The organism is Acidovorax sp. GW823-FHT05D11 (assembly GCF_058795695.1).
The window spans coordinates 2,520,383-2,545,980 of record NZ_CM179502.1; the positions used below are offsets into that span (position 1 = coordinate 2,520,383).

At 62.6% G+C, this 25,598-nt stretch carries 22 protein-coding genes; 12 read left to right on the plus strand and 10 right to left on the minus strand.

What is annotated here, in order from left to right; all coding sequences use genetic code 11:
- Positions 1-59 precede the first annotated feature (59 nt).
- Positions 60-1,811, minus strand: a complete 1,752-nt coding sequence (locus AC3RCE_RS11790; protein WP_492255237.1) for a methyl-accepting chemotaxis protein — start codon at positions 1,809-1,811, stop codon at positions 60-62.
- A gap of 693 nt (positions 1,812-2,504) precedes the next feature.
- Between AC3RCE_RS11790 and AC3RCE_RS11795 the strand changes: the two genes are divergently transcribed.
- Entirely contained in the window at positions 2,505-3,548 is a 1,044-nt protein-coding gene (locus AC3RCE_RS11795) for a GlxA family transcriptional regulator (protein ID WP_492255238.1), read from the plus strand.
- A gap of 13 nt (positions 3,549-3,561) precedes the next feature.
- Here the strand turns inward: AC3RCE_RS11795 and AC3RCE_RS11800 are convergent, their stop codons facing one another.
- From AC3RCE_RS11800 to AC3RCE_RS11835, 8 genes are all read right to left on the minus strand, one after another.
- Complete coding sequence (locus AC3RCE_RS11800; protein ID WP_492255239.1) at positions 3,562-3,732, minus strand: DUF3363 domain-containing protein; 171 nt, start codon at positions 3,730-3,732, stop codon at positions 3,562-3,564.
- A gap of 372 nt (positions 3,733-4,104) precedes the next feature.
- Complete coding sequence (hxsA, locus tag AC3RCE_RS11805) at positions 4,105-4,791, minus strand: His-Xaa-Ser repeat protein HxsA (RefSeq protein WP_492255240.1); 687 nt, start codon at positions 4,789-4,791, stop codon at positions 4,105-4,107.
- Positions 4,788-5,921 (minus strand): His-Xaa-Ser system radical SAM maturase HxsC, encoded by a 1,134-nt coding sequence (gene hxsC, locus AC3RCE_RS11810; protein WP_492255241.1) that lies wholly within the window; start codon positions 5,919-5,921, stop codon positions 4,788-4,790. Before hxsC ends, hxsA begins: the two co-directional genes overlap by 4 nt.
- Positions 5,914-7,353, minus strand: a complete 1,440-nt coding sequence (gene hxsB, locus AC3RCE_RS11815; RefSeq protein ID WP_492255242.1) for a His-Xaa-Ser system radical SAM maturase HxsB — start codon at positions 7,351-7,353, stop codon at positions 5,914-5,916. The genes hxsC and hxsB overlap by 8 nt, the downstream gene beginning before the upstream one ends.
- Positions 7,354-7,644: 291 nt before the next feature.
- On the minus strand, positions 7,645-8,088 hold the full coding sequence (locus tag AC3RCE_RS11820) for an ASCH domain-containing protein (RefSeq protein WP_492255243.1): 444 nt from the start codon (positions 8,086-8,088) through the stop codon (positions 7,645-7,647).
- A 504-nt stretch (positions 8,089-8,592) separates the two neighbouring features.
- The gene (locus tag AC3RCE_RS11825; protein WP_492255244.1) at positions 8,593-8,793 is read right to left on the minus strand and encodes a hypothetical protein; all 201 of its coding nucleotides are present in this window, start codon (positions 8,791-8,793) and stop codon (positions 8,593-8,595) included.
- Entirely contained in the window at positions 8,790-10,766 is a 1,977-nt protein-coding gene (locus AC3RCE_RS11830; RefSeq protein ID WP_492255245.1) for a sensor histidine kinase, read from the minus strand. The genes AC3RCE_RS11825 and AC3RCE_RS11830 overlap by 4 nt, the downstream gene beginning before the upstream one ends.
- An 11-nt stretch (positions 10,767-10,777) precedes the next feature.
- The gene (locus AC3RCE_RS11835) at positions 10,778-11,455 is read right to left on the minus strand and encodes a response regulator transcription factor (RefSeq protein ID WP_492255246.1); all 678 of its coding nucleotides are present in this window, start codon (positions 11,453-11,455) and stop codon (positions 10,778-10,780) included.
- Positions 11,456-11,631: 176 nt separating this feature from the next.
- Here AC3RCE_RS11835 and AC3RCE_RS11840 point away from each other — a divergent pair, with 176 nt between their 5' ends.
- Genes AC3RCE_RS11840 through AC3RCE_RS11850 form a run of 3 tightly spaced genes read left to right on the plus strand, consistent with a single transcriptional unit; the run spans position 11,632 to position 18,062 of the window.
- Positions 11,632-13,161, plus strand: coding sequence for a choice-of-anchor Q domain-containing protein (locus tag AC3RCE_RS11840; protein ID WP_492255247.1), 1,530 nt, complete (start codon positions 11,632-11,634; stop codon positions 13,159-13,161).
- A 51-nt stretch (positions 13,162-13,212) separates the two neighbouring features.
- Positions 13,213-16,956, plus strand: coding sequence for an IPTL-CTERM sorting domain-containing protein (locus AC3RCE_RS11845; protein ID WP_492255248.1), 3,744 nt, complete (start codon positions 13,213-13,215; stop codon positions 16,954-16,956).
- Positions 16,953-18,062 carry a YVTN family beta-propeller repeat protein gene (locus AC3RCE_RS11850; RefSeq protein WP_492255249.1) on the plus strand — a complete coding sequence of 370 codons (1,110 nt, stop codon included), beginning with the start codon at positions 16,953-16,955 and terminating at the stop codon, positions 18,060-18,062. The genes AC3RCE_RS11845 and AC3RCE_RS11850 overlap by 4 nt, the downstream gene beginning before the upstream one ends.
- 536 nt (positions 18,063-18,598) lie before the next feature.
- On the opposite strand, the gene AC3RCE_RS11855 is transcribed toward AC3RCE_RS11850, so the two are convergent.
- Positions 18,599-18,838, minus strand: coding sequence for a M20/M25/M40 family metallo-hydrolase (locus AC3RCE_RS11855; RefSeq protein ID WP_492255250.1), 240 nt, complete (start codon positions 18,836-18,838; stop codon positions 18,599-18,601).
- 587 nt (positions 18,839-19,425) lie between these two features.
- On the opposite strand from AC3RCE_RS11855, the gene AC3RCE_RS11860 reads away from it, so the two are divergent.
- The 8 genes from AC3RCE_RS11860 (at position 19,426) to AC3RCE_RS11895 (ending at position 25,589) form a co-directional block, all read left to right on the plus strand.
- Positions 19,426-19,983: a TRAP transporter small permease gene (locus AC3RCE_RS11860; RefSeq protein ID WP_218295276.1), complete on the plus strand. Its 558-nt coding sequence runs from the start codon at positions 19,426-19,428 to the stop codon at positions 19,981-19,983.
- A 26-nt stretch (positions 19,984-20,009) separates the two neighbouring features.
- A complete protein-coding gene (locus AC3RCE_RS11865) occupies positions 20,010-21,290 on the plus strand; it encodes a TRAP transporter large permease subunit (protein WP_218295275.1) in 1,281 nt (426 codons plus the stop codon).
- A 16-nt stretch (positions 21,291-21,306) separates the two neighbouring features.
- Complete coding sequence (locus AC3RCE_RS11870) at positions 21,307-22,008, plus strand: GntR family transcriptional regulator (protein ID WP_218295274.1); 702 nt, start codon at positions 21,307-21,309, stop codon at positions 22,006-22,008.
- Positions 22,005-22,919: a fumarylacetoacetate hydrolase family protein gene (locus AC3RCE_RS11875; RefSeq protein ID WP_218295273.1), complete on the plus strand. Its 915-nt coding sequence runs from the start codon at positions 22,005-22,007 to the stop codon at positions 22,917-22,919. The genes AC3RCE_RS11870 and AC3RCE_RS11875 overlap by 4 nt, the downstream gene beginning before the upstream one ends.
- Before the next feature lie 64 nt (positions 22,920-22,983).
- Positions 22,984-23,385 (plus strand): cupin domain-containing protein, encoded by a 402-nt coding sequence (locus AC3RCE_RS11880; protein ID WP_218295272.1) that lies wholly within the window; start codon positions 22,984-22,986, stop codon positions 23,383-23,385.
- Between the two features lie 46 nt (positions 23,386-23,431).
- Positions 23,432-24,469, plus strand: a complete 1,038-nt coding sequence (locus AC3RCE_RS11885; RefSeq protein WP_369643921.1) for a TRAP transporter substrate-binding protein — start codon at positions 23,432-23,434, stop codon at positions 24,467-24,469.
- 28 nt (positions 24,470-24,497) lie between these two features.
- Entirely contained in the window at positions 24,498-24,788 is a 291-nt protein-coding gene (locus AC3RCE_RS11890) for a hypothetical protein (RefSeq protein WP_492255251.1), read from the plus strand.
- Positions 24,789-24,812: 24 nt separating this feature from the next.
- Positions 24,813-25,589 carry an SDR family oxidoreductase gene (locus tag AC3RCE_RS11895; RefSeq protein WP_218295270.1) on the plus strand — a complete coding sequence of 259 codons (777 nt, stop codon included), beginning with the start codon at positions 24,813-24,815 and terminating at the stop codon, positions 25,587-25,589.
- Positions 25,590-25,598 lie beyond the last annotated feature (9 nt).

The window sequence follows — 25,598 nt, forward strand, 5'->3', positions numbered from 1 at the left end:
TGAAGAGTGGCGTGAGAGGCAACGCGGAGAAAATCTCTGCCGACATCATCCGTCTCCTTCTAAAAATTCTCCCATTCCTCATTTCTGCCTGAAGGATGTTTCACGGCTTGGTCCTGTGGAATGGCGGAGGCACGCTGCCCTGTTTTTAGCACGACCACGCGACTAGTCACAGGAGCGGTTGGTACCGCACGCAGGGCTGGCAGCGGCATCGCTGGAGGTTTGTTCTGTTGAGGGGATGTTGGGGAACTGATGGAACTGTCACTTCTACCGTTGTTTGGCAGCTTAAACACCGCTACAGCACGGACCAGTTCCCCCGCCTGGGCGTTCAGTGCGCTGGCTGCTGCGGCCATCTCCTCCACCAGCGCCGCGTTTTGCTGAGTTACCTGGTCCATCTGCGTGACGGCTTCTCCCACCTGGCCGACGCCTGCGCTTTGTTCACTGCTGGCCGCACTGATCTCACCCATGATGTCTGTGACCCGCCTGATGGATGTGACCACTTCGGTCATCGTTGTCCCTGCCTTGTCTACCAGAAGGGTGCCTTGCTCGACCCGTTCCACGCTGGCGGTGATAAGGCTTTTTATTTCTTTGGCGGCGTCGGCGCTGCGGCCAGCCAAGCTGCGGACTTCACCGGCCACCACGGCAAAGCCACGGCCTTGTTCGCCCGCCCGGGCTGCTTCCACCGCAGCGTTCAAGGCCAGGATGTTCGTCTGAAAAGCGATGCCGTCAATCACACTGATGATGTCTGCAATCTGTTTGCTGCTGTCGTTGATGCCCTTCATGGTTTCGACTACTTCAGCCACTACGTCGCCACCCTGCACCGCCACGGTGGATGCATTCACTGCCAACTGGTTGGCCTCGCGGGCGTTGTCCGCGTTTTGGCGCACGGTGGAACCCAGTTCTTCCATGGATGCGGCGGTTTCTTCCAATGCGCTGGCCTGCTGTTCCGTCCGGGCTGAAAGATCGTTGTTGCCCGAGGCTATTTGCGAACTGGCTGATGCCACGCCTTCAGCGTTTTGCCGTACTGCGCTGACGGTATTCACCAGACTCTGCTGCATGCGATGTAGCGCGCTCAACAACTGACCCGTCTCGTCCGTTGTCTTCACGCTGATATGGCCGCTGAGGTCACCATTCGCGACACGGTCCGCCGCTTCCACTGCCTGTGCCAGCGGGCGGATGATGGAGCGGATGATGGTGATCGCCAAGAAGATCGCCAATCCAACTGCTATCGCACCGGTGATCCATACATCGCGTTCCAAGGATCTGGCCGCAGCCTCCGCCCGCTCGCCAGCGGCCGCAGTGACCTGGGATTGGTAGTCGACCTGTTCCTGGATCGTCTTCTGGTACTCCAGTTGCACAGGCCGAAGTCGATCTTGAAGCAACTTCAACGCCTCGTCCCTCTCTCCCTTCTGAATCAAGCTGATGTACTCGTCGCCCAACCCCAGGAAGCCCGTTCGGTGCTGCTGCATGCGAGCCAGGATCTCTTTCCCTTTCTCAGATCGGATCAAGTCGGTGAGTGTAGGAAGTTCCTTTGCAATCGATGCCCGCGCACCCGCCACTCGTTCCAGAGATGGCTTGACGACGGTGTCGGATGTCGACAGCGCAAGATTCCGAAACTGGATGGCTTGAACGTTTACTCCATCCGCCAGCGCGCCCATGGATTTGGTAATGGGAATCCGCCTGGTGACGATGTCATTGAGCTCTGTGTGTTGGCTTGCTGATCGTGCTAATGCAACGCCCCCCAGAATAATAAGCAGAAGCACCATGGCTGAGAAAGCTGCCACAAGCCGAGTGGAAATATTCAGACGATTCATTCTTCCCTCCATTGTTGTTTATTGGATTTGGCTGCCATTCGTTCCTGTGGTGGAACACCCTTGACCTGTCCACTCTCGTTCCTGTTCACCAGCACTTCGATCTCCTTAAACCGGCAGGAGATTCACTGGTTCGCATGCCGTTGCCTTTGAACTGCATGATTGGGAGGGCCTTTGGTGGCGCCTCGGACCGACTTTTCTGTGTCAAATGATGATCTGCACCTAGGTTTCTTCCAGAACCTTGTAGCGGGCCGAGCGGGCGCGATCCAATACGTGCCCAACGTGCAACCGCCGGGGAGCAGCACTTCCAGCGGCATGGAGGTGTGTACGAGTGGCCTGGCTTTTTTTGGTCCGGCATTGAGTTGCTGTGCCAACGCGCCTCTTGCCCGTGGCGGCTGCCTACATCGCACGATCCGTCCTTTGCAGCAGCGTGCCCACATCTGTGTTTTTCCATCGGATTTCCTGTTGTCGTAGATATCTTGGAATTCCGAAACAGCAGTGCAACCGTTGTTTGCACTGCCAATTTTGAACCACCCTCATCGCGCTTGCACTGCTTTCCCCTTGGAGGAAATGCGTTCAGAAAACGCGTATTCATATCTATCAGATTTGGACCGGCAGGACGCGATTTGGTGTTGAAATGCGCACTAGTCCTATGCAAAGAAATCCATCAGCAACAGCTTGTTTGTAGAGTCGGCCATGAGAAATATCAATGACAAAATTGCCGCAGAATCAGCCAATGTTGGGTCGGCAAGACAGGTGGCCGTGGTGGTTTTTGACGGGGTGGAATTGCTTGACATTGCAGGTCCCCTGAGCGTCTTTAGCAAGGCGAACGTCTGGCTTCCGGGAAGCTACGCGCTGCGCGTGCTCGCGGCGCATGACAAGGCCGTCAACTCCAATGCTGGACTTGCGATCCTGCCCGACGCACCTTGGGCTGCGATTGATCCTCGATCGATCGATACGCTCATCATTGCCGGAGGGCATGAGGATGTGGTGCTCCATGAACTGCAACGTAGTGATCTCTCTGAATGGATAAAGGCAGTTGCATCCAGTGCTCGCCGAGTGACGAGTGTGTGTACTGGAGCGTTTGCGCTTGCGCATTCCAACGTACTACAAGAACGACGCTGCACGACCCATTGGAGTGCCTGTGGACTGCTTCAACGTCTGTGCCCTGGCACGACAGTGGTCAGCGACCAGATATTTGTGCGTGATGGAAACGTCTGGACCTCCGCCGGAATCCTGACGGGGATTGATCTTTCGCTTGCGTTGGTTGAAGAGGACCTGGGTAGGGACTGCGCATCACAAATTGCGCGTCTCTTGGTGCTGTCAGGAATGCGCCCTGGCCAGTCTCCGCAGATGAGTCCGCTCCTGAACACCCAGGCGCAAGCCAGCGACACAATGAGGGATTTGCTGGCCTGGATTTACCAGAACCTGGCCAACGACCTGAGCGTGGAGACCATGGCAGAGCATATATCCCTCAGTCCGCGGCATCTCACGCGGTTGTTTCAGCGGGCTACCGGGAGTAGTCCGTCGAAGTACGTGCTGACAACCCGCTTGAGCCATGCCGCATTGCTACTGCGCGAGACGGATTGGAGCATTGATCAAATTGCCCATCGGTGTGGACTGGATTCGGTAGACACGCTTCAGCGTGGGTTCAAGAAGCATTGGGGCGTAACGCCTGGAGAATATCGAAAGAGCGACGGATTGATCTCGGTCAGCACGAACCGGAGCGTAGTATCGTGAACCTAGATGAGGCCTATAGCGCATTGACTTGCTTGGGAACAGCCCGAATGGATCGGTTACCGAGAAAACCGGAATTCAATGGCAGGCTTTGTTGGCTCAGCCGCTGCTCAATTTTCGACTTCCACGGCACCAAGCTAGATCCCTTGCGATCGTCAAGCGTGGCATAGCGCCCGCTGGCGAGCATGACATTGCGCCGGTAGATTGCAGATCAGTGCGCGTCGACAGTTCCGACGAACTTCGTTTGTAGCGATGTAGGCCGGTTAACTTCGCCAATGGTCTCCGACGAACTTTGGACCGCCTCGTCAGTCTTGGAAAATCAATGACTTGCGTGAGCCTGCTCCGACGAACTTCATTTGTTGCAGTCAATCGCACCTTTGGTGCGGCACCAACGCTAGATTGTCCGGTGGCGGATGCGGAAAAGAACGTAGTGCAAAAGCCAGTAATTGCGATCGAACTGCGACAAGTGAGTTTCATGATTTGCGATTGTTGTTGCTGGTCTGGCCGCAATCGGCATGGCTAGCAGGTGGTTCACCAATGCACCCTTCAGCGTGCGCCATCAGTTGACGGCAGGTATGCCAAGGGCATTGAGCGTAGGTGTTGTCATTGTCCCAGTCTTTTGAAAACCCTTCAGCTCCTGGAAGTGCCTCAGGCCTGCACGCAAGCCGTCATTCATCACCCCATCAATCGATCCCTCGTAGAGGCCCAGGCTGCGAAGCTTGATCTGAACCCGCATGATCTGCAGCCTCAGTTTCTCCGGATGAGTTAACTCTTCTGAAGCGTTCGACTGCTTGCCAGGCTGCGATGACTGAGACAGGCCATTCTTTGCGGAAGTATTGGATCCCGATGCGTTGTTTGAATCCAGAAACTGTCGAGGTGCTCCAGGGGCTGGTGCTGGCTCGGGGGCATAGCGGTTCGTCGCAGGAGGAGATACTGGGGCAGGCGATGGTGCTACGTACGACGGAGCCGGGCTTGGCGCTACATATGCGGGGGCACGGTAGCTAGAGCTCCCACTGGATCCTGAGTAGTGAGAGCTGTGGCTTGAGTGCGATCTGTGGCTGGAGTGCGAGCGATGCCCTGCAAACAGATTGTCCGATTCCAAGTTCAATGGGCGCAACGGCACGGCACCGGTCGTGTCGAGCGGCTCCATCTCTGCTCTCGGTGCGGGTGCAGCTGACACGCTCTTTGTGACCAATAAGGGCAACCCCGCCACGAAAAGAGAGAGGTTTCGAACGAACTTGCTCATAAATAAACCTCGGTTGTCTCCATTATTCTTAGGGGTGCAGGTTTCCAGCCTCGCTCATGCCAGGCGAACAGTCCGGAGCAATTCTGTCTTGCTGCACAACCCTCACATTCAGGTGCGAAGACGTTCTTCCAATCTGAAATGCTCTTCTGCGCCTGAGGCCAAAGAGGCTGAGGCAATGCGCACAAAGGCGTGTTCATCCAGACGTGGGGAATCCGGTAAGTGCGAAGCACCCTGCGGGTTTGCTCCAGTGTTGTGCTCCAAGCGACCAGGTCCACTTCGCATGCTTCTCGATTGGCAAGAGCAAACCCGATCGGCTCGCATCCCATCAATGCCCACTCTCGGATGAATGGGAGGTTCCGAGCGACGAACAGGGCTAGCTCCGGCAGAACCTCCAAGACAGGAGAAATCAGCACAGAGCGCAACTGGATCTCTTGTTGGTACTCCTGGAGCGCGAGCAATCCATCAATGGTCTCGTCAAAGGCGCCGGAGGCCTGCACCACAAAGTCATGCAAAAAGTTGGCATGCCCGTACAGAGGCACCAACCAACGGACCTTCGTAGTGAGACCGGACAACACCTCCTGCACCACAGAGGCTTCTGCAAACAACCGGCCGTTGGTCAAAACTTCTACCGCTGTCTGGGGAAGACGCTTGCCAATGACATCCAGAACCCTCCGCAGGCCTGCTCCCAACAACAATGGCTCGCCACCAGTCAGGCCAATGGTCTGAGGATGCCAGTTCAGATGGCGGACGGCCTCCAGAGCTTCCTCAACGAGCCAACCGTCGTCTTCTTTGGTCGGCGGTTGGGAGCACATCAAGCAATTGCTGTTGCACCGATTTGTGAGGAACAGCGCGTGGTGGGTATCAGATTCACGTAGTAGGACAATCAACTCTCCCTTGAATGGGCGCGCGACAACGATGTCCCCAATCTCCAGCTGATCGCTTACGACCCAAGCGAGGTTGTCTAGGCCGGTACTCTGCAAGTCCTCAATGGAACGTCTCTCCTCGGAAGTCTGAACTCGAACCAAGAAATACAGAGACGGCTCCCATTGGGCCGCAAAGCCCTCGAAATCCACCACCCGACGCACGCGCGGGCCGCATCTCTCATCGAGATCTGCAGACACTTTACGCATTGGCGCATGACTCCCGCACTTGTGCCCAATCGTGCATTCGCGCAGAGGTATCCTCGTCAGCAGTGCGCAGGGCCGTGAACATGGCATCAAAGAGAGCCATATGCCGCTGGCAGTGTTCAGTTGCCCCCGCCGCGACAGTCATTGTTCCGTGTTGAGCCTGGGCATCGACGGGGTTTGGCGAGCAGTACAAGTTGTAGGCGCAGTCTCGGCAATCGCTCATGGAACGAACATCGCTGGCCTCCACCAATCGCTGCCGCACCGGGGAGTTGAGTAGCTCGCCCAAGGATTCACCAATGCGCCCCATTCGCAGCGATCGATCTCCGGTCTCTGCAATCATTCTCGCCTCATCACTGGGATAAACGAACCCGTCGTAGTTGTAGACCAGGACACTAGAGCCTGCGCCTGTTGGGCTTTGAAGATCCACGTAGCCCGCATCAAAGGTGGAAAGCATCTTGTTCAGCAAGATCGATGCGTACACCTCTCGCAGCTCCACACCGCGCTGGTTCCAATACATGATGCGATCCAGGCCGCGCCGGTAGAAGTTCACGAAATCCTGGACAGAGTAACCAAGCAGGTTTTGATTGCGTTTGGCGAACCCATAGCTGCTGAGCGGTCGCAGAAAGATCTCCCGAAACCCCTGGCTAACATATTCGTCAACGATCTCTTCAGGGAAAGCCAGAGACGCTTTGGTTGTCGTCATCAAGGCGGCAACGGCATCAGCTCCTATTTTTTCTCGTGCGAGTTGGATGCCAGCCAGGGTACGTTCGTATGCATTTCGACCTGGGGTCGGTCGATTGGCGTTGTGTAGGGCGCGAGGCCCATCCAAGCTGGTCGACATGTAGACGCTGTGTTCCTTGAAAAAGGCACACATCGCGTCGTCTAGCTGGTGGAGCGTTGAAGCGACTACAAAGCGAATTCGACGGTTCGCCGCAGCTCCCTCGCGGATGCGCAGGATGGCATGTTTGACCAGGTCGAATCGCAGCAGCGGATCACCGCCTTGAAACTCGACGGTGAGCTGATCGGATTTGCTTTCGAGAATGGTGTCGCATGCGGCATTCAGATCCGAGAGCGACATCGTATGCCCCTCGTCGTCAAGGGACCTGCTGACCTGGCAATACTGGCAGGAGTGGGCGCATTGCAGGGTGGGCACGATGATATGAAGCGAAGGACCTGAGGTAACGGTCTCTCGCTTCGCTGCAATCCGCGAAGCCAGCAAGCGTTGCATGCCCCTTGATATAGCACCATCGGTGAGCAAAAAGCGGGCACGCAAGTCGGCTTGTTTTCGAAGGTCAAGCCTTTGCGGGGATGCGCGAAATCGATCGAATTCCTCGCTGTCAAAGAACGCAAAGTCCCCGGCTGCCCCGGTCACGACGATGTGACCATCGGGAAGTAGGCGGTGTCTGGACTGTATAGCCCGAGGTGCGTACCTCACCCGAGCACCTGCGTAGATCGCCTGTCAGTCGATTTTTGATGCTTGACCTTGATCAAGACGCACAGTGCACTGATGCGAGCCATGCCCCCTCCTGTTCCTGAATCTCTTATTCAGAAACATTGTGCAACAACAATTCGCAAAATCTCACCGAAAAATGTGCGGCTTGGTGAGCAGTTGAGATTGAAGGTTCAATCCGAATTGAGGACGGATTCGATGTTGTACGGTCTGCCAACGGCCAGAAGTAGCTGGTGGCGGCAAGCAAAAGCGGACGCTCAACGCTTAGCGCTTAAGCTAACCGGCACTTTGCGCTGGCAGCGGATAAACCACCTTGAACTGCTCACAGGCCAAGGGAATAGAGTCAGAAAAGACGCGCATGGAAGAAGCGCATTCCCGCGTGAAGTAAGCTCTGTGCGCGTCCCGCCAATACGTGAGAGAACCATCACCTTCTCCCTCAATGGACGCGAACTCAGATGTAACTCGATCAAAGGGAACTATATCGACTTGAATGGTTTCGATGATGCATAACGGCTTTCCGCTGGAGTCAGTGACAACACTGAGATCGCCTTTCTTCGGAATTGGCTTCCCGGCATCTTCATACGACCAGACGGAGCCGGCGGTCGCCCGCTTTATGCGACTTAGAACCAACTGTCCGAGTTCGTCTGCCATTGCAGGAGAGTCGCCGAAGGAGAAAGCCTCATAGAAGCGACTTTCCTCGACATCACGAACGATGTCCAAGTACTCGCGCCACATGGATTGGACATTTGCGGGGATCACCATAATGCTGAAAGTGTGCGGCCTAACGTAACTTAGACCGCAAAACCTGGGGAATGGACTGGATTGTTCGGGATACTCTGGACAATTTTTCCTCCTGAAAGCGGCTTGCAGCCTGGGTTTGCAAGCGCAGGGCTGCTCAAACATTCAGGTGTAAAAATTCCCGCAAATCCCGCAGGCTTCATCTGGCCCAACTATAGCCTGCGAATTTGCTAAGGCAGGTCTCTCGACAGTCGCGTTTGGGCCGCAAGCAACTGGGGTACGAATCAATGACCGCTTAGGGGAATGGGGTCCAGCGTCGGCTTCGGGCCCGTTGCCGCTTTCACAACGGTGGCGAGCGGTCATTCAATCGACGATCCGGCGCCACCGGTGCGGTAAGGGCTCGTCGACGCGGCAGGCCGGCTGCCTAGGCAGACGCTCCAGGAGATCGTCTCAGGCATGACCTAGCGCTCGTCATCGACCTGCTTTTCAGCCACTGGCAACTACGCGCTTGCCCAGCAAGCGGCAGCCTTTGATGCCCCCGTTGGAGAAGAGCTTGTTTGGGGCCCGCAGGGCGATTTGGACATGTTCCGTTCCCTGATCAATTCCGTGCCGTTGGCTGATGCCGTAGACGGCCAGATTGCTAAAAGTACAAAAAATGACAACGCGATACTGCCATGCGGCGCTCATCCACCTCGCCGCAGCGGCAGCCATAGAGTGAACACCGTGCCTTGCGCGGAGGGCTGCAGGGGCTGCCAGCCGCAGTGCCCTCCCAGGGCCAGCGTGCGGCTGCGTACGTTGCCCAGGCCCCGGCGGCCGGGGGGCAGGGCGTCGGGAGGCAAGAAAGGGCGGCCATTGTCGTGCACACACACCTGCACGCCGGGCACACCGGGATCTACTCCTTGGGCGGCCTCGGCCGTGGAGACAGTGATGGCCGTGGCGCCGCTGTGCTTGACGATGTTGGTCAGCACCTCCTGAAGGATGCGCAGCACGTGCAGGGCGTTCTGTGCATCAAGCCAGGGCAGGGCGGGCACGTCGCTGGTGCGCCAGTACAGGGTGATGCCGGCCTCGCCCAGGCGCTGCTCCAGCCGAAAGCGCAGGCCCGCCAGTAGGGCCAGCAGGTCGGCGTCCACGGGTTCGAGCGAGTCGATGGAGATCTTCAGGTCGTCGATGCACTCCTTGAGGACCTGGGCCACGTCTACCGGCTGGTGGCGGGCCTGGCCGTGCTGCACCAGGCGCAGCGCGCTGGTCAGCGACGCGCCGACGCCGTCGTGCATCTCGCGCATGAGGCGCTGGCGCTCCAGCATCAGGGTCTGCTCGCGCTCGGCGGTGCGCAGGCGCTCGTGGGTGCGGCCCAGTTCGTGCTCCTGCGCGGCCAGGCGTTCGGCCAGGGTGGCGCGGGCGCGGGCGGCCTGGTCTTGCGCGTGGCTGTAGCGCGAGAACGCGAGGACCAGGAACAGCGTGAACAGGCCCACGCTGACATAGGGCGTGAGGTAGATGCCTTCGATGTTGCCCCAGTAGTTCTGCATGGCCATGTCGTGCAGGCTGATGGGTGCCACCATGGCGCCCCAGGCGGCCAGCAGCAGGTTGCTGGCGCTGCGCAGCCGCCAGGCCCCCACGGCGGCCACCGTGAGCAGCAGCAGCGTGGGCGGCACCATCAGCAGGCGCAGCAGCGGCAGCGTGGCGGTGTAGGCGGGCCACCACGACGGCAGCGCGGCGAGGGCCGCCGCCGCCAGGTACAGCGCCAGCGCCCGGCCCCCGCGCGGCCAGCGCTGGCCGTGAGCCAGGCACAGGAAGCACACCATGCAGCCCAGCGCGGCCAACTGCGCGGCCATGGCGATCCAGGTGAACCAGGCGAAGTCCATGTCCAGCCCCTCGCTGTCCACCAAGTAGGGCAGCGCGGCCACCGACTGGCAGGCCGCCATGGCGAAGAACAGCAGGAACAGGCGCACCTCGCCCTGCTGGCTGCGCCGGTACTTGAACCACAGCGCCAGCGCGAACAGGCTCATCAGCAGGAAGGCGGCGCGCCAGTACGACACCAGTCCGGTCTGCCAGAACATGCGCCAGCGCCAGGGGGTGAGCAGCTCCGCCGTGGGCCCGGCCCACAGCGACGACAGCGCCCCGCCCACGCCCGGCTGGCTGGCCATGCGCAGGTGCACCTGCAGGCCGTCCGTGTGCGCGGCTTCCTGCGGCAAGCCGCCCAGGCCGATCCAGATGGGGTCGTTGAAGCTATTCCAGGGCCGGTCGCCACGCGACTGCCAGACCAGGCGCCCCTGCACGTACACCGCCAGCGTGCCGATGGTCTGCCAGCGCGGGATGTACAGGCGCGTGCCCTGCGCCGTGGCGGCGAGCGCGCTGGCGGGCAGTGACAGGCGCCACCACTGCACCACGGGCGCGCTACCGGCCAGCGCCGGATCGAACACGCGCAGGGATCGCGGCACTGCGTGTGGCAGGTTGACCGCCTGCCAGGGCGTGCCGGAGGCCAGCACCGCGTCGTCTGCCGCGTGCAGCGAGGGCGGCGGCGCCCAGGCGGCACTGGGCGACTGCCAAGTCTGCGCTGCCGCCAGGTGGGCGGAGGTGGCGGCCTGGGCCAGGTGGCAGAAAACTATCAAAAAGAGAGCTGCCAGCGCTTTCTGGATAAGCGCCAGGGCCCGATTTTTCATGGATTGGCGGGTCACTCCAGCCAACCTTGACGCAGCGCGGTGGTGACGGCTTCGGCGCGGGTCGTCACCTGCAGCTTGACGTACACGCGCCGCACGAAGGTGCGCACCGTGTTTCGCGACACGCCCATGGCCTGGGCCACTTCGTCCACCGAGTGGCCGTGCGCCACCAGGCGCAGCAGTTCGACCTCGCGCGCGGAGGGGGCGGCGTCGATCTGCGCCGGGGCGGGCGGCGGCAGGGAGGGCAGGGCGTGGAGGCGCTGGCGCACCAGCAGCTTGCGCGCCACCAGCGGGTTGATGGGGCTGCCGCCCGCGTGCAGGCTGCGCACCTCGTCCAGAACGGCCTGGGGCGGCAGGTCCTTGAGCAGGTAGCCCATGGCCCCGGCCTCGATGGCGTGCAGCACGTGCGCCTCGTCGCCGAACATGGTGCTGACCATGGTCGCCGCCGCGGGCCAGCGCGCCTGCAGCGCGGGCAGCACGTCAAGGCCGCTGCCGTCGGGCAGGCCCAGGTCGAGCAGCAGCACGTCCAGCGGCGGGCCGTCCCGCAGGGCGGCCAGCGCCTCGGCCCGGCTGCACGCCAGCCATTGCACGCACATGTCGGGCGCGGCTTGCAGCGCATAGGCCAGGGCGATGCGGCAGGCCGCGTCATCTTCCACCACGGCGACGCGGATGGGGTTGTTGGGCAAGTCCATGCCCGCGGATGCTGCCACAGCCTCCGGCGCGCGTCTGTCGTCCTATAGGGTGACAGACAGGGGCATGGAGGCTGCGTAGCCTTGCGCTGTGTCAAACCGTAGCCTTGTGTTGCAAGGCGATACAGGTGTTCCGGGGCTACAGGCCCTGCGGGACAAGCGCCAGCAGCTATCAAAAAATGACCCAACTCGCCCTCCACCGCCTTCTGTCCTTCACCACCGCGCTGCTGCTGTCCTTGTCCGGCGCCAGCGCCCAGGCCGCCGTCTGCCGCGCCAGCCCCACCGGCACGGGCGACGGCAGCACCTGGGCGCAGGCCGCGCCGCTGCCCGCCGCGCTGGCGGATGCCGCCTGCACCGAAATTTGGCTCGCGCAAGGCAGCTACAGCCAGACGGCGGATGCCGAGGGCTTTCGCATCGCGCGCAACCTGGCGCTCTATGGCGGCTTCATGGGCACCGAAAGCACCCTGGCCGAGCGGCCCGCGCCCGTGAATGCCAGCGCCACCGTGCTCGACGGCGAGAACCAGCGCCGCGTGCTGCGCCTGGACGGCACCACGCCCGGCGGCCACATCACCGCCAGCACGGTGATCGACGGCCTGAGCATCGCCCGGGGCCACGCCGCCATGGACGCTGGCGGCGGCCTGCTGTGCCACGGCCCCTGCAGCCCGCGCATCACGCACGTCGTCTTCTCGGGCAACTTTGCCGCTGGCGGTGGCGGCGCCATCTTCAACCGCGCCATGAGCATGGCGCCCGCCAGCCCCACCATCAGCCACAGTACCTTCAGCGGCAACCGGGCCTCCTCGGGCGGCGCCATCGCCAACTTTGCCCCGGGCGCCATCGCCAGCCCCGCCATCAGCCACAGCACCTTTCACGACAACCACGCCGCCACGCACGGCGGTGCTATCTACAGCAACGGCGGCCACCTGGGCAACAGCAGCCCGGTCATCACGCACAGCACATTCAGCGGCAATACGGCGCAGGAAGGCGGCGCGCTCTACAGCCTCGGCGGCGGCGGCGGCATCAGCATGCCCCAGGTCATCGCCAGCATCTTCTGGGGCAACACCACCACCACGGGACCGCAGATCAGCGACATCATCGAGGCCAGCACCACCGTCAGCCACAGCATCGTGGAGGGCGGCTTCGCCGGCACGGGCAACCTGGCCCTGGACCCGCAACTCGGCCCGCTGCAAGACAACGGCGGCCCCACGCTCACCCGCATGCCCGGCGCCACGGGCAGCGCCATCGACGCGGTGGACTGCGCTGCCACCGGCGCCACCACCGACCAGCGCGGTGCCGCCCGCCCGCAAGGCAGCCAGTGCGACATCGGCGCGGTGGAGCGGCGCCTGGGCAGCTATCCGCTGAACGTCGGCATCACCGGCCACGGCACCGTGGCGGGCGGCCCGGCCCCGTGCGCGGCCACCACCACCGCCACCTGCGCCTTCACCTACACGGATGAGGGTGCGCCGCTGCACGTCACCCTGGCCGCCACGCCCGGCACGGGCCAGGCCTTCGCGGGCTGGGGCGGCGCCTGCACTGGCACGGGCGCCACCTGCACCGTGGCGATCGACGGGGCGCGCAGTGTGTCGGCCCGTTTTGCCCCCACCGCGGGCCCCGGCCCCGGCGGCGCGCAGCCCATTCCCACGCTGGGCGGCGGCGCACTGGCGCTGCTGGGTGCACTGCTCGGCCTGCTCGCGCTGCGCCGCAGGGTTTGAAGTGTTTTTGGCCTTTACCCCTTATCCAATAAGCGCAAGAAGCTATAAAAAATGAAGCAAACCATTCTTCCCACGCTCCTCGCCGCCTGCCTGGCGCTGCCCGCCGTGGGGCTGGCCCAGACCTGCGCCAGCCCCAACGCCACCAGTGACTACATCGTGGGCCAGGCCGAAGGCCGCGCCAGCGCGATGCACTGGGAGACGGGGCTGGTCTGGTCGCGCGCCATCGAGGGCAGCACGCTAGCCGATCAGCAAAAGCCCTGGACGGACTGGATTAACAACTGGCTGCCCACGCCGTTCGCCGGGCAGGAGGACTGGGGCGTCAACGCGGCCCTGGCGCAAGACCGCCTGCACACCGGCGTCTGGCGGCTGCCCTACAAGCTGGAGAACAGCGCGCTGGCAGCGGGCTGCCCTGACCCGGACTTCCGCCTCAACCGGGAGGTGCTGCCCACCGTGCATGGACAGGGGGGGCTGCACGGGTCGCTCTGGACGGCATCGCCCCGGCCGGGCAACCAGGGCAGCGCCTGGCAGACCTTGTTCGACCAGCAGCCGCAGGTGGGCACCTGGCTCTCCACCAACTCCGGCGGAGAAGCGCGCCTGGTGCGCGGCGGACAGCCGTTTGCCAACCTGCCTGCGTCCCCGCCCGCCGATACCGTCCCGGCGGGCATGGTGGTGATCTACAACATCACCACCCCGCTGGCCAGCCAGTCGGGCGCAGGCGCATCGTGGGGCGGCGTGCGCATCAGCGGCAATGGCCGCCTGCGCGTGAATGGCGCAGGCTCCTGGGTGCGCGAGGCCATCGTGACCAGCGGCGACCAGATCCGCGTGCGCCTGCCGGCCCCGGCCACTGCGGGCCAGCAGGCCACGGCCACCCTGAGCCTGCGCAGCGGCGATACCACCGGCACCGCTGCCGCCGCCGCGAACGGCGGCGACGAAGCCACCCAGGTGCGCGAGAGCAGCATGCTCTTCACCCTCCATGCCAGCGCTGCGCCCGCGCCGCGCGCCTGCCGCGTCACGCCCAGCGGCAGCGGCGACGGCACCAGCTGGCCGCAGGCCGCCAGCCTGGACTTTGCGCTGGCCGAACCCAGTTGCAGCGAGGTCTGGCTGAAGCAATCCGCTGGCACTCCCTACGTGCCGTCCGGCGCGCAGGGCTTCGTCATCGAGCGCAACGTCAAGCTCTACGGCGGCTTCATTGGCACCGAGGCCGCGCTGGCCGAGCGGCCCCAGTCCGTGTCTCCCGGCCTGACGGTGCTGGACGCCAACAACAACAGCCGCGTGCTGTACCTGGACGGCAGCCTGGGCATCCCGCTTGATGACACGCTGATCGACAGCGTGTATCTGCTGCAGGGCGCGGCGGCCGGGCCTGGGGCCAACGGCGGCGCGCTGTACTGCAACGGCGCGGGCGTGGGCAGCGTGTGCAGCCCCTGGATAAACAGGGTGCACATCGGCGCCTCGTACGCCGACGGCGATGGCGGGGCCCTGTTCAACGACGCCAGCGGGGGCGGCGTCAGCAGCCCGGTGCTGACGAATGTCCTCATCAGCAACAACCACGCCGAGGGCCACGGCGGTGCCATCTACAACCGGGGCGAGGGCGGCACCAGCAGCCCCGTGCTGCGCAATGTTTCTATGGAAGGCAACGACGCCTACAACGGCAGCGGTGGCGCCATGTACAACCTCGCCAAGGGCAGCGGCGGCGTCAGCAGCCCGGTGATCGAGCAGGCCAGTTTCACAGGCAACGGCGCGGGTGTGTCCGGCGGCGCCATCCACAGCCTGACGGAGGGCGGCGGCACCAGCCATATGCAGGTGCGCAACGCCACCTTCGCCATCAACCAGTCCTCCGCCGGCAGGCCCGGCGGCGCCATCGCCATCGTGGGGGTGGACGGGGATGCCCGCGTGGACGCGGTGCACGCCACCTTCATGGGCAACATGGCCGGTGGCAACGGCAACGCGCTCTTCACCCAGGGCGGCGTGGTGGGGGTGCGCAACTCCGTGCTGTGGGGTAGCGCGGCCACGCGCTCTCAGGCCGTCACCTTTTTCACGGGCTCCACCACCATCACCGACAGCCTGATCCAGGACGGCTGCGCGGGCGGCAACGTGGCCCCCATGGGCGGCACCGCCACCTGCAACGGCGTGACGCTGGACGCCGACCCCGAGCTGGGCGCGTTCGGCGCCAACGGCATGGATGGCTTCCCCAGCCTCTACGGCTACCTGCCCGATCTCACCAGCCTGCTGCAGGACGCCGTGGCCTGCACCCTGCCGACCGACCAGCGCGGCATCGCCCGCCCGCAGGGCATGGGCGCCACGCCTTGCGATATCGGTGCGCTGGAGCGGCGGACCCATGTGGAACTGGCGGTCACCGTCACCGGCATGGGCGTCGTGAACGGCGCCCCGTCGGCCTGCGCCACTGGCACCTGCAGCTACAACTACCCTGGCGAGGGCACCCCGCAGCTCCTTACCCTCGCTGCCATGCCCGCCATGGGCCACACCTTCACCGGCTGGAGCGGCGCCTGCTCCGGCACTGGCACGTGCAGCATCACCATGGACCAGGCGCGCGCCGTGAGCGCCGAGTTCTCCGGCCCCATCGCGCACACCCTGGGCGGCACGGTAGCTGGCCTTACGGGTATTGGCCTGGTGCTGCGCAACGGTGGCGAAGACCTGTCGGTGCAGGCCAACGGCGGCTTCACCTTCTTGCAACCGGTGGCGGATGGCGGCAGCTACGCCGTCACCGTGAAGACCCCGCCCACGGGCCAGACCTGCACGGTAACGGGCGGCAGCGGCACTGCCACCGCCAATGTGATCAGCGTGCAGGTGGCCTGCGTCGCTGCCACTTACGCCGTCACCGCCCTGCCTGCTGGCGCTATGGCCTGCACATCCAATGCGGTTGCCTACCTCGGCACCGTCACATGCCACGCCACGCCGCCTGCGGGCCAGATCACGCAAAGCATCAGCGGCTGCAACGGCACACCCACGGGCGTGGGCGACAACGACTACACCACCGCGCCGGTCACCAGCGCCTGCACCATCACGGCGACCTTTGCGCCGCTGCCGCAGCAAACCCACACACTGGGCGGCACCGCTACGGGCCTCACGGGCAGCGGCCTGGTGCTGCGCAACGGCAACGAAGACCTGGCGGTGCAGGCCAACGGCGGCTTCACCTTCTTGCAGCCCGTGGTGGATGGCGGCAGTTACGCAGTCACCGTGCAGGCCCAGCCCACGGGCCAGCGCTGCACCATCGCCAACGCCAGTGGCAGCAACGTCGCCGCCAACGTGGGCAATGTGCAGGTGGCCTGCGCGCCATACTTCGAAGGCACCACCGTGCCCGCCAGCGGCCCGGGCGGTACCGGCAGCGCTACCTTCACCGGTGGCGGCCCCGCCTGCCGGTTCAACCTGGGCGCCACCCGCTTCGAGGCCGCGCCCGCCGCGCTGCCGCCGGGCCACACGCTGCCTCAGGGCCTGCTGCGCATCAAGCTCGTGGGCTGTACCACCGCCGTTGCCATGCAGGTCACCTGGCCCGAGCCCGTGGCCGGCTACACCAAGTACGGCTTGGCCGCCCGCACCGACACTCAGCCCAGCTACTTCGAGCCTGCCGGCCTTGTCATCAGCGGCCACACGGCCCGCTTCACCCTGACCGACGGCGCGCAAGGTGACGACGACTGGACGCCCAACGGTGAAATCGCAGACCCTTCTGGCCCCATGGCCCTGGCGGCCGAGGCCATTCCCACGCTCTCGGCCTGGGGCCTGCTGCTGCTGTCCGTGCTGCTGGGCCTGATGGTGCTGCACACCAGGAGACTGTCATGACACAACCCCGCCTCCGCCGGCGCTCGCGCTTCCTGTGGCCGTTGCTCGCCGCCTGCGCCCTGGCCGGCCCCGCCCAGGCGGCCCCGTTTGCCTACATTCCCAACAGCAGCTCCGGCACTGTTTCGGTCATCGACGTAGCCAACGACACCGTCACAGCCACTGTGAACGTGGGCACCAACCCCTACGGCGTGGAGGTGAACCCGGCCGGCACCCGCGCTTATGTGGCCAACTCTGGCTCCGGCAATGTTTCCGTGATCAACCTGGCCACCAACACTGTTGTCGCCACCGTGCCTGTGGGCAACACTCCCACGGGAGTGGCGGTCAATCCGGCTGGCACTTATGCCTATGTGGCCAACTACGCCATCAACACTGTCTCGGTGATCGATCTGGCCACCAACACCGTCACGGCCGTTGTGCCTGTGAGTAGCCGCCCCTACGGTGTGGCGGTGAACCCGGTTGGCACTTATGCCTATGTGGCCAACTACGCCGCCAACACTGTCTCGGTGATCGACCTGGCCACCAACACCGTCATTGCCACTGTGCCAGTGGGCTCCAACCCTTCTGCCATAGCGGTGAATCCGGCCGGTACCCGTGCCTATGTGGCTAACCTCACCTCCGACAATGTCTCGGTGATCGACTTGGCTACAAATATCGTCGCAGCCACCGTGCCCGTGGGCAACGGCCCCATGGGGGTGGCGGTGAACCCTGCTGGCACCCGGGCCTACGTGAGCAGCCGCAGCACCGACAATGTCTCGGTAATCGACTTGACCACCGACACTGCCGTCGCCACCGTGTCAGTGGGCGACGGTCCTCTTGGTGTGGCAATAGACCCCGCCGGCACCCGCGCCTACGTGGTCAACCGCGGCTCCAACAATGTCTCGGTGATCGATCTGGCCACAAACACCGTCACCACCACCGTGGCCGTGGGGTGGAGTCCCGGAGCACTGGGCCTGTTCGTCGGCGGCCCCGTGCCAGCACCAGTCTCTCCCGCCGCGATCCCCAGCCTTCAGGCCTGGGCCTTGCTGCTGCTCGCGGCTGGGCTAGGGGGCCTTGGGCTGAAGCACCTGCGGCCTGCGCGGCGCGCCGGCGTTGCCGGACCGGGCTGAGGCTTCGGGGCGCGCCCGCGGGCATTCGGCGGCGCGGCTTGCGTCCCCGCAGCTCTCGAGCGCATATGTTGCCAGCACTGGCACATCCTCTTGTGTACACCAATAGCGCCACCGGCAAACCCGCCGCTGTACTGCTTGTTTGGACAGCAGGATCCACTGGCATGCGCTCGATCGTTGTACTTTTGCGCCACCTGGCACTGTGGGTCGCTGCGGGCCTGGCGAAGGTATTCGGATCGATCTTCCAGGCCCGATGGCTGAGCAGGTGGGAGGGTGGCTCGGCGTGCGTCTGAGTGCGCTGAAACTTTCCCATTGCCCATTGTCGTCTCAGACCGCCGCAGCTAGCCGGGCCGGTGAGCACAGTTCGCACGAAGTGGGTCTAGCGCCCAGGCTTTTCTGGAGCCTGCGCATGTCCATGCATGCCAGAACACGGCAAGGCAGAGCAGCACGCGAACCAAAAAAGCCGCGGCGTTTTTGGCTGCGGCTTTTTGCGAGTTGGGGTTGTTAGAGGCTCTTGCGGAGCAGGGCCGCGAAGCGGGCTAGCGCCTACGGATACCAAAATGTCCACGTGGCATCCCGGGGAAATTGAAGTAGACCGTGCCTTTGAAGGGCTTGTGGCGCGCCAGATAGGCTGCTGCGCCCAGCAGCATGGGGGTATGGGCGTCGTGTCCGCAGGCATGCATCTTTCCGGCGCACTGGGATGTGTGTAGTGGGGCCAAGCTCCTGCATGTTGAGCGCAACTGGGTCTGCGCGTAGTGCAATGCTCGGCCCTTCGCCATTCGAGAGCTTTGCCACCGCACGTGTCACCGCCAGACCACGGTGCACTGGCAAGCCCATCAGCGAGCTGGGGCCGCTGAGTTGGATGGGCATTGATGGTCTCGGTCAGCGCTAGGCACTGCTCTGCTGCCTTGGCGGTAGTGAGGCCCGCATCTTTTTCCGTTTGCGCGGGCTTTGTGAAAAGCACACTGTTTTCTTCGAGCGCTAGGCGTGCGCAGGCCACCTCGACAAGAGGGGGCATCCGGTATGTGCTGCGCAATGACCTCGACCGCTGGCCCCACCGTCCCATGCGGGGTAGATGCACCCAGGGCGTTCGCTTCAGCGCCCGCCGCGCTCAATGCGCTCACACGCCCAGTGAAAGTTTCCGAACCTGCTTCCGTGACGCGAGCAATTTGTGTTGGCGAGGTCCGCCATAGGTCATTGGCTCTCCATTGGGGTAAACCCCAGAGCGGTTTTATGTATCCACGATGAAAATCCGTGCACGAAAATTATATTTTGCATACAAAACTATGAATTGCATACTGAATGGCTCAAAAGCACTGCGGGCAGTCGAGGCCTCGCGTGTTGGGCCGATTGCCAAGGATGGGTCATGAATCGCTTGTTGGATGCCTATTGCCAGGCCTTGGAAGCTGTGTGTGCGTTGTTGATGGCCGCCATGGTTGTCCTGGTATTCGGAAACGTGGTGTTGCGCTATTTCTTCAGCACAGGCTGGCTGATCTCCGAGGAAATCTCCCGCTGGATGTTTGTCTGGATGGTGTTCATGGGCGCTGTGGTCGTAATGCGCGAGCGCGGCCACATGGGCACGGACATGGTGGTCGTGCGATTGCCCGCCTGGGCGCAGCGACTCTGTTTGGTGGCGGTGCAAGTCATCATGCTTTACATCACTTGGCTGATGTTTACCGGCAGTTGGAGCCAGGTGGTGGTGAATCGCGAAACGGAGGCACCTGTCAGTGGCCTCTCGGTCTCCATCTTCTACTTTGCGGGCGTCTTGTTCGCGGTGTCCACGCTGCTCATCTTGCTGCATCAGTTCTGGCTGACAGTGAGCGGGAAGCTCTCAGACGCTGAACTGGTGATGGTGCAGGAATCCGAAGAAACGGCACATCTCGTGCTGCCTCCATCCGTCGTCGCTGTGGATAGGCGCAAGTAAGCATTCATAAGAAATCGGAGACGGAAATGACGGTGCTCATCTTTGTAGGCGCGCTGCTGGCGGCCATGGCGATCGGTATGCCCATCGCCTATGCGCTGCTCTTCTCGGGCTTGGCCCTGATGTTCCACCTGGATCTGTTCGACGCACAGATCCTCGCGCAGAACGTGATCAACGGTGCCGACAGCTTTCCGCTACTGGCTGTTCCGTTCTTTATGCTGGCCGGTGAGATCATGAACGTGGGCGGTCTGTCCAAGCGCATCGTGCACTTGGCTATCACTCTGGTCGGGCACATGCGTGGGGGCCTGGGATTCGTTGCGATCATCGCGGCCTGCCTGATGGCAGCGTTGTCTGGTTCGGCCGTGGCCGATACGGCAGCACTGGCCGCTCTTTTACTGCCTATGATGGTCAAGGCAGGCCACGACAAGGCGCGGGCCGGTGGTTTGATCGCATCGGCCGGCATCATTGCGCCGGTGATTCCCCCCTCCATCGGCTTCGTGGTGTTCGGGGTTGCGGCCAACGTGTCCATCGGCAAGCTGTTCATGGCGGGTATCGTGCCCGGCCTGCTGATGGGGGTGGCCATCGCCGTGGCCTGGTGGCTGGTGGCGTCCCGCGAGAGCGTGAATCTCCCCGCTGCGTCCACGACGCAAGAGAAGCTCCAAGCGCTCAAGGGGTCGCTATGGGCCCTGGGTCTGCCTGTCATCGTGCTTTTCGGACTGAAGTTCGGCGTGTTCACACCCACCGAGGCCGCCGTAGTGGCTGCGGTGTATGCGTTGCTGGTATCTACAGTGGTCTATCGAGAGATCAGCCTGCGCCAGATGTACACGGTGTTCGTCTCGGCATCGAAGATCACCGCGGTGATCATGTTCCTGGTGGCAGCGTCCATGGTCTCGGCATGGCTGATCACCGTAGCCGACATTCCAGACCAAGTGATCGGCATGCTCAAGCCCTTTATGGACAACCCCACTTTGCTGCTGGTGGCAATCATGGTGCTGGTGATGGTCGTGGGAACAGCCATGGACATGATGCCCACCATCCTGATCCTCACTCCTGTGCTCATGCCCGTCATCAAAGAGGCTGGTATCGACCCGGTCTACTTCGGTGTGCTTTTCATCATGAACAATGCCATTGGCTTGGTCACCCCGCCGGTGGGTTCGGTGCTGAACGTGGTGGCTGGTGTGGGCAGGATGCGCTTGGACGATGTGGCCAAGGGGGTGGTGCCATTCATGATCGCCCAGTTCATCGTCATGTTCCTGCTGGTGCTGTTCCCCTCGATCGTGATGGTGCCTCTGAACTTCCTGACCAAGTGATTCTGAGGGATCTGCAATGAATACCAAGCTTTCCCCAAAGTCCACGACTGCTGGCGTGTTCGAGGCCGTGAGCGCGCACCTCAATGAGTTGCGTTCTGCCATTACTGAGCCCGTCCGCGTGCGCGAAGAAGACCTGGCCAACCAACTAGGGGTGAGCCGCACGCCAGTGCGTGAAGCGCTGATTCGGCTCGACAGCACCGGAGTCATCAGCCTGCGCCCGGGGCGTGGTGCGCTGCTGCAACCGGTGAGCGATCGTGACTACCGCGAATGGCTGCAGCTGCGTGAGCAGCTAGAAGGATTCGCCGCGCGCGAGGCAACGCTGAACGCATCGCAGCGTGACGTGATAGCACTGCGCGCCATTTTCGAGCCCTTCCTGGAGCCGGGAGTGGCCGAAGCCAAGGCGGCCCAGTATTCCCAAGCCAATGTGGCCTTCCACGTAGAGGTCATTCGGCTGGCCAACAACCATCTGCTCGAACGTGTGTGGGCGTCTTTCGGCCACCCTCAGACCAGTTACCGCCGCCAGACCATCGCTCGCCTGCACCGCAGCGCCGATTCTCTGCGCGAGCACCTTGAAATCATCGATGCCATCGAGCGGCGAGATGCCGACCTAGCCGAAGCCCTGGCACGAGCCCATGTGCGCGCACTGCTTGTGGCCGTTGAACAAGGAGGCTCGCAGCAAGTCGTGCAAAGTATTTCCCCACAGAAGCAGTCCACATGAAGTTCCTCAATTTCCTCCACGGTGATGGCGTCCGACTCGGCGCCGTGATCGCAGATACCCACATCCTCGACTTGACAGCTGCATGGCCGGTCCAGCCGGCGCCCGCATCGGTGGATGAACTCATCGCAGGTGGTGACGCTGCAGTCGCACTAGCGCAGCAGGCCATCCAGACGGCCGGCGATGCCCTTGCCAGCGGCAATACCGCCAGCACCGTGCTCTATGCGAGCGCGACCATCCTGCCGCCAGTGGCGCTCACCGGCCGCAACATCTTCAACGTGGGCCGCAATTACCGCGAGCACATCATCGAAGGGAATTTGGCCAATGGCCGCCCGGCCGATGCCTTTCCGCAGGCCATCGAGTTCTTCACCAAACCACGCACCGCCCTGGTGGGGCACCGCGGCTGTGTACTGCGCCACGGCCAGTTGACCAATAGCCTCGACTACGAGGTAGAGCTGGCCATCGTCATCGGCAAGGGGGGGCGCGACATCCCTGTGGAGAAGGCGCACGAATATGTGTTCGGCTACACCATCCTGAACGATGTAACAGCGCGTGACCTGCAGCGCCTGCATGGGCAATGGTTCAAGGGAAAAAGCTTGGACACCAGCTGCCCGCTTGGCCCCGTGGTCGCGCATGCCAGCGCCGTCGAGAATCCAGACAACCTGAACTTGGTGCTGGAAGTCGACGGCGAAGAGCGTCAGAACGACAACACCAACTCCATGATATTCAACGTGGCCACCGTCATCGCGCAGCTGTCGGCGGGCATGACGTTGTTGCCAGGGGACGTCATCGCTACCGGCACCCCCAAAGGTGTTGGTTTTGCCCAGCGCCCGCAGCGGTGCCTCCAGGTAGGCCAGACCGTGCGAGCACGTATCGAGGGGATTGGCGAGCTGACCAATACCGTCGTCGCCTAGCACGCCTCAATAGCTGCGCTACGCAGCTGTTCCATTCAACTTCCGCTATTCCTGAGGAGACAACATGGCCTTGATGACCCCTTTCCTGCCCAACGCTGAAAAGTACGGCCCCCTTGATTCGCGCAACGTGGCGGTGAACGACCTGCCCTGGAAGCCCACCCCGACGCCGGGCATCGATATGAAGGTGCTGGTGAAGGACGACGACACCGGCTTGCTAACGGCATTGTTTCGCTGGCAGCCCGGCACGGTGCTCGCGTTGCATGAACACGTGGAAATCGAGCAGAGCTATGTGCTCGAAGGTGAGTTCGAAGACGACGATGGTGTCTACATGGCAGGCAATTTCGCCTGGCGCCCCAGAGGCCATCGCCATGTCGCCCGCTCGCCCAAGGGTGCGCTGGTGCTGTGTTTCTTCCTCAAGCCGAACAAGTTTCTGGGCGGGGAACTGGACGGCCAGGAACTGAAGTAATTGACGTAGACCCCTTTCGATGGCCCCATTTTTTTAGGAGACACACGTGACAGCACAAAAGACTTCCCCCCGTATCCGCAACCTGGGCCTGGCCATCACGACCGGCCTGATCGCCATGGGCGGCATGCAAGTTCATGCGCAGGACATCCAGGACCGCAAGATCAAGTTCAGCTACGCCGTCGCCAAGGACAACCCGATCGGCTTGGCCGTGGACAAGTTTGCCCAGATTGTCGGCGCCAAGACCGGGGGCAAGATCAAAGTCACTGGCTACCCTGGCGCCACGCTGGGCAACGAGATCCAGTCGATGTCGTCTGCCCAGGGCGGTATCTTGGAGATGTCGGTGGTCTCCACCGCAGGCGCTGCCGGCAACGTGAAAGAACTTGCCATTTTCGACCTGCCTTTCATCTTCCGCAGCGAGAAGGAAGCCGATGCCGTCGTGGATGGGGAAGTCGGCCAGTCGTTGCTCAAAAAGTTCTCAGAAAAGAACCTCATTGGCCTGTGCTACATGGACTACGGTTTCCGCCAGGTTACCAACAGCAAGCATCCCATCAATCGCCTGGAAGACTTCCGTGACCTGAAGCTGCGCACACTGCAGAACCGCGTGTACATCGACGTGTTCAAGGCGCTGGGTGCCACGCCCTTGCCTCTGCCTTACCCAGAAACCTACACCGCGCTGGAAACCAAGGCCATCGACGGGCAGGAAAGCGCTTATCTGGTCACCAAGTCCAGCTCCTATCAGGACATCCAGACCTACCTGACCGAAACCCGCCACTTCTATCTGCCTGCCGTCGTATTGGTGAGCAAGAAGTTTTGGGATCGCCTGAGCACCGCCGAGCGTGGCGTACTGGAATCCTCGTGCAAGGAAGCCCAGACCTACCACCGTGAAGTGAGCCGAAAAATGGAAGCAGACGTGGTCAAGGACCTTATCAAGGCCGGCATGAAGTTCAATACCATCGAGCCCGCCGAACACGCCCGCATGGTGCAAGCTACCGCATCAGTGATCGAGAAGTACAAGCCGGAACTGGGTGTCGACTTGGTCAACAAGACCATGGCCACTATCGAGAAGGCCCGCAGGACTCCCTGAACCTGATATAGCGCCTCCCGGACCGGCCATGCCCGGTCGCTTCCTGACAGGACGAGCGGACCTCAACACGGTCGCTTTCCTGCCCCAGAGCTGGCACGGCGTACCGCGCCAGAAGCAAAGGCGAACGCGGTGGCACCGGGTGCCGTCGCAACTCCCCGTGGTAGCAGTGGCCGATCCGGTCACGCTGAAGAATGTGCCGGCACCACGCATTGGCGCGCCGGACGAGATCGCCTGGCTGCTGGCCTTCCTGTGCTCATCAGGTGCCAGCTTTGTCTGCGGCGCCAGGCTTGATGTCAATGGCGGTTCCTATATGCGCTGAAGAGCAACCACTGAGAAACAGAATATGGACATGCAGTTTCAAGATCTGCGCGTGATGATCACCGCAGGTGCTTCTGGCATTGGCCTGGCCATTGCCCAGGCCTTTGCGCAAGCAGGGGCTCGGGTACAAATCAGCGACATCTCGGCGTCTGCCATTGAAGCTGCCGTGCCCTCGCTGCCGGGAGGTGGCGGCTGGATTGCGGATGCGTCCAACCCCGCTGCGGTGGATGCCTGGTTTGCGCACGCCTTGGCGACGCTGGGCGGCTTGGATGTACTGGTGAACAATGCCGGCATTGCTGGTCCCACGGCGCGTATCGAGGAAATCGAACCGCAGCAATGGGACGAGACCATTGCGGTCAATCTGCGCAGCCAGTACCTGTGCGTGCGCCGCGCGATTCCGGCGCTGCGTACCTCGCATCGCGCCAGCATCATCAACCTCAGTTCGGTGGCCGGGCGCCTGGGGTACCCGCTGCGTACGCCCTATGCTGCATCCAAGTGGGCAGTCGTTGGGCTGACCCAAAGCCTTGCACTGGAACTGGGCGGCGACGACATCACCGTGAACGCCATCCTACCCGGCATCGTGGACAGCGAGCGCTCCCGGAACGTCACGGCGGCCAAGGCGCAGGCGCGCCAGATCAGTGAGGCCGACATGCTCACCGAAATCCTGGCGAACGTGGCCTTGCACCGCAAGGTGCAGTTGGCTGACGTAGCACAGACTGCGCTTTTTCTCGCGTCCTCAGCGGGGCGCAGTTTTACCGGCCAGAGCCTGAACGTTTGTGCCGGCATCCAATCCTTGCGTTGAAAGAAAGCA

Coding starts and splice junctions, on each gene's coding strand:
- AC3RCE_RS11790 (WP_492255237.1), bottom strand. CDS start 1,811: ATGAATCGTCTGAATATTTCCACTCGGCTTGTGGCAGCTTTCTCAGCC.
- AC3RCE_RS11795 (WP_492255238.1), top strand. CDS start 2,505: ATGAGAAATATCAATGACAAAATTGCCGCAGAATCAGCCAATGTTGGG.
- AC3RCE_RS11800 (WP_492255239.1), bottom strand. CDS start 3,732: ATGCTCGCCAGCGGGCGCTATGCCACGCTTGACGATCGCAAGGGATCT.
- hxsA (WP_492255240.1), bottom strand. CDS start 4,791: ATGAGCAAGTTCGTTCGAAACCTCTCTCTTTTCGTGGCGGGGTTGCCC.
- hxsC (WP_492255241.1), bottom strand. CDS start 5,921: ATGCGTAAAGTGTCTGCAGATCTCGATGAGAGATGCGGCCCGCGCGTG.
- AC3RCE_RS11825 (WP_492255244.1), bottom strand. CDS start 8,793: ATGAGCGCCGCATGGCAGTATCGCGTTGTCATTTTTTGTACTTTTAGC.
- AC3RCE_RS11830 (WP_492255245.1), bottom strand. CDS start 10,766: ATGAAAAATCGGGCCCTGGCGCTTATCCAGAAAGCGCTGGCAGCTCTC.
- AC3RCE_RS11835 (WP_492255246.1), bottom strand. CDS start 11,455: ATGGACTTGCCCAACAACCCCATCCGCGTCGCCGTGGTGGAAGATGAC.
- AC3RCE_RS11840 (WP_492255247.1), top strand. CDS start 11,632: ATGACCCAACTCGCCCTCCACCGCCTTCTGTCCTTCACCACCGCGCTG.
- AC3RCE_RS11845 (WP_492255248.1), top strand. CDS start 13,213: ATGAAGCAAACCATTCTTCCCACGCTCCTCGCCGCCTGCCTGGCGCTG.
- AC3RCE_RS11850 (WP_492255249.1), top strand. CDS start 16,953: ATGACACAACCCCGCCTCCGCCGGCGCTCGCGCTTCCTGTGGCCGTTG.
- AC3RCE_RS11855 (WP_492255250.1), bottom strand. CDS start 18,838: ATGGCGAAGGGCCGAGCATTGCACTACGCGCAGACCCAGTTGCGCTCA.
- AC3RCE_RS11860 (WP_218295276.1), top strand. CDS start 19,426: ATGAATCGCTTGTTGGATGCCTATTGCCAGGCCTTGGAAGCTGTGTGT.
- AC3RCE_RS11865 (WP_218295275.1), top strand. CDS start 20,010: ATGACGGTGCTCATCTTTGTAGGCGCGCTGCTGGCGGCCATGGCGATC.
- AC3RCE_RS11870 (WP_218295274.1), top strand. CDS start 21,307: ATGAATACCAAGCTTTCCCCAAAGTCCACGACTGCTGGCGTGTTCGAG.
- AC3RCE_RS11875 (WP_218295273.1), top strand. CDS start 22,005: ATGAAGTTCCTCAATTTCCTCCACGGTGATGGCGTCCGACTCGGCGCC.
- AC3RCE_RS11880 (WP_218295272.1), top strand. CDS start 22,984: ATGGCCTTGATGACCCCTTTCCTGCCCAACGCTGAAAAGTACGGCCCC.
- AC3RCE_RS11890 (WP_492255251.1), top strand. CDS start 24,498: ATGCCCGGTCGCTTCCTGACAGGACGAGCGGACCTCAACACGGTCGCT.
- AC3RCE_RS11895 (WP_218295270.1), top strand. CDS start 24,813: ATGGACATGCAGTTTCAAGATCTGCGCGTGATGATCACCGCAGGTGCT.